The organism is Roseomonas rosulenta, from assembly GCF_016106005.1.
Classification (GTDB): Bacteria; Pseudomonadota; Alphaproteobacteria; order Acetobacterales; family Acetobacteraceae; genus Neoroseomonas; species Neoroseomonas rosulenta.
The window spans coordinates 1-3,523 of the sequence record NZ_JACADR010000377.1; the positions used below are offsets into that span (position 1 = coordinate 1).

At 72.7% G+C, this 3,523-nt stretch carries 3 protein-coding genes; all 3 read right to left on the minus strand.

Annotation, left to right across the window (positions count from 1 at the left end; all coding sequences use genetic code 11):
• On the minus strand, positions 1–1,586 hold a 1,586-nt coding region (locus HW578_RS24485), incomplete at its 3' end, for an ABC-F family ATP-binding cassette domain-containing protein (protein WP_198373319.1).
• Positions 1,587–1,750: 164 nt separating this feature from the next.
• Entirely contained in the window at positions 1,751–3,040 is a 1,290-nt protein-coding gene (locus HW578_RS24490; RefSeq protein ID WP_198373320.1) for an adenylosuccinate synthase, read from the minus strand.
• Between the two features lie 6 nt (positions 3,041–3,046).
• A partial coding sequence (locus HW578_RS24495; RefSeq protein WP_198373321.1) for an ATP phosphoribosyltransferase regulatory subunit occupies positions 3,047–3,523 on the minus strand: 477 nt, incomplete at its 5' end.

Here is a 3,523-nt window from a genome sequence, read left to right on the forward strand (position 1 = left end):
CCCCGGCGCCGGGCCGGCGGCGCGGAACGCGGGGCGGGGTCGGGCTTCGGCGCGGCGGGTGCCGCCTTGGCCTCCGCCGCCCGTGCGCGCACGCCATGGCCGCGCTGCGCCACCATGTCGGAATAGCCGCCCGCATAATGCTGCCAGCGTCCCTCCCCTTCCCAGGCAATCACGCTGGTCACGGTGCGGTCCAGGAAGTCGCGGTCATGGCTGACCAGCAGCACCGTGCCGGCATAGTCCGCCACCAGTTCCTGCAGCAGGTCCAGCGTCTCGAGGTCGAGGTCGTTGGTCGGTTCGTCCAGCACCAGCAGGTTGGACGGGCGGGCGAAGGCGCGTGCGAGCATCAGCCGCCCGCGCTCGCCCCCTGACAGCGCCGAAAGCGGCGTGCGCGCCTGGTCGGCGGTGAACAGGAAGTCCTTCATGTAGCCGATCACGTGGCGCGGCTGGCCGTTCACATGCACCTGGTCCCCGCGGCCCTCGGTCAGCGCCGCGGACAGGGTGATCGAGGGGTCGAGGCTGGCGCGCTTCTGGTCGAGGCCCACCATCTCGATCGCGGTGCCCAGGCGCACTTCGCCGGTGTCCGGCGCCAGTACGCCGGTCAGCATGTTGAGCAGCGTCGTCTTGCCCGCGCCGTTCGGCCCGACGATGCCGACACGGTCGCCGCGCATGATGCGGGTGGTCACGTCGCGCAGGATGACGCGCCCGCCATAGGACTTGCCGATGGCATCCGCGGCGACGACGAGGTTGCCCGACCCCGCCGCCTCGGCCGCGGCCATGCTCACGCGGCCTTGCGCGCCGATGCGCTCGCGGTGCTGCTTGCGCAGCGCGTGCAGGTTCTCGAGCCGGCGGACATTGCGCTTGCGCCGGGCGGTGACGCCGTAGCGCAGCCAATGTTCCTCGCGCACGATCTGGCGCGCGAGCTTGTGGGCGTCGCGCTCCTCCTCCTCCAGCACCTGGTCGCGCCAGGCCTCGAAATGGGCGAAGCCCTGCTCGATGCGCCGCGTGGTGCCACGGTCGAGCCAGACCATGGCGCGCGACAGGCGTTCGAGGAAGCGCCGGTCGTGGCTGATCAGCACCAGAGCGCAGTTCAGCGAGGCGAGCTCGCCTTCGAGCCATTCGATCGCCGGCAGGTCGAGATGGTTGGTCGGCTCATCGAGCAGCAGGACGTCGGGCTGCGGGGCGAGCGCGCGCGCGAGCGCTGCGCGGCGCGTCTCCCCGCCCGAGAGCGCCGCGGGCGCTTCCTCGCCGCTCATGCCAAGTTCGCCCAGCAGGTAGCGCGCGCGATGCGCGTCGTCGGAGGGCCCGAGTCCCGCCTCGACATAGGCGAGCACGTTGGGGAAGGCCGAGAGGTCCGGTTCCTGCTCGAGGTAGCGCATCGTCGCCCCGGGCTGGACGAAGCGCGTGCCGCCCTCGGGCTCGATGAGCCCGGCCGCGACCTTGAGCAGCGTGGACTTGCCCGACCCGTTGCGCCCGACCAGCGCGAGGCGTTCGCCGGGCGAGACGGACAGCGTCGCACCTTCCAGCAGGCGCGTGCTGCCGAAGCCGTGGCGGATGTCGGTGAGAAGCAGGAGCGGCGGCGCGGCCATGGTCTAGCGCCCGCCTGGGATGCGGATCATGGCCGCTAAGTCGCCCGCCGCCCCCGCGAGGTCAACGGTGGCGGCCGGGCGGCAGCGCGCGACTCCGGCGCGGCGATGCGATGCGCCGCGCGTTCGGCCCGGCGATGTCGCGCGACGACGCCCGCGGCCTGGCCTCACCCCGCGAAGGGGTCGCGCATCATGATCGTGTCGTCGCGCTCCGGGCTCGTGCTCAGCAGAACGATCGGCGCCTCCACCAGTTCCTCGATGCGGCGGACGTACTTCACCGCCTCGGCCGGCAGTTCGGCATAGGAGCGCGCGCCGCGGGTCGAACCGGACCAGCCGGCCATGGTCTCGAAGATCGGTTCCGCCGCGGCCTGGGCGCGCAGCGCCGCGGGCAGGCGCTTCACCACCTCGCCATGGATGCGATAGCCGGTGCAGATCTTGAGCTCCGGCAGGCCGTCCAGCACGTCGAGCTTGGTCAGCACCAGGCCCTGCACGCCGCCCACCTTCACCGCCTGGCGCACCATGCAGGCATCGAACCAGCCGCAGCGGCGCGGACGGCCCGTGACGGTGCCGAATTCGCGGCCGCGTTCGCCCAGCAGCCGCCCGGTCTCGTCGAACAGCTCCGAGGGGAAGGGGCCGGAGCCCACGCGCGTCGCATAGGCCTTGGCGATGCCGAGCACGAAGCCGATCGCATCCGGCCCGATGCCCGCGCCCGCCGCCGCATTGCCCGCGACCGTGTTGCTGCTGGTGACGTAGGGGTAGGTGCCGTGGTCGACGTCCAGCATCACCGCCTGCGCGCCCTCGAACAGCACGCGCTTGCCGGTCCGGCGCGCCTCGTCCAGGCGTTCCCACACCGGCTCGGCGAAGGGCAGCAGGCGCGGCGCGAGCGCCAGCAGCGCGTCCAGCAATTCGGCCTTGGCGAATTCCGGCGCGCGCAGCCCGCGGAACAGCGCGTTGTGGTGCAGCAGCAATTCGTCGAGCTTGGCACTCAGCGTCTCGGGCTCCGCCAGGTCGCACAGGCGGATCGAGCGCCGCCCCACCTTGTCCTCATAGGCCGGGCCGATCCCCCGCCCGGTGGTGCCGATCTTGTCCTGCCCGCGCGCCGCCTCGCGCGCCTTGTCCAGCGCGGGGTGCAGCGGAAGGATAAGGGGCACGTTCTCCGCGATGCGCAGGTTCTCCGGCCCCACCTTCAGCCCCTGCGCGGTGACGCGGTCGATCTCGCTCAGCAGCGCCTCGGGGTCGAGCACTACGCCATTGCCGATGATGCCGAGCTTGCCGCGGACCACGCCCGAGGGCAGCAGGGACAGCTTGTAGGTCTGGTCCCCCACCACCAGCGTGTGCCCGGCATTGTGGCCACCCTGGAAGCGCACCACGATCTCGGCGCGCGACGCGAGCCAGTCGACCACCTTCCCCTTGCCCTCGTCGCCCCACTGGGCGCCGATCACGGCGACATTGGCCATGGCGGTTCAGTCCTTCGTGTCGATCGGGACGGCCCGGCCGTCCCTCAGTTCATGGGTGCAGCGCAGGCGCGCGGGCGTGTCCTCGGGCGCGAGCGCGGCGACGGTGGCGAAGCCCTGCGCGCGCAGCGCGGCGCCATCGGCGCCGAGCGGCACGAAGACCCGTGGCTTCGACGGCACCGGCGGCGCCGCGCGCAGCACCGCATCGGGGTAGAGCGTCATGCCCGTGGCCGGTTCGTCGTTCTGCGAGACGTAGCGCCCGCCCCGCGCGAGTTCGCCCGACATGCCCGGCCCGTAAAGGGTGAAGGCCACGCCGGTATGATAGCGGAAGCCGCGGAACTCGACCGGGTCGAGTGTGACGCGCAGCGCGGGCGCGCGGGCGCGGATCGCGACCAGGACGGCGGCGGCGTTCTCGGCGATGGCGCGCGCGCCGGCCGGAAGCTCCGCGGCCTCGAGCGCGGCCAGCGCGCCATCGGCCGGCCCGGC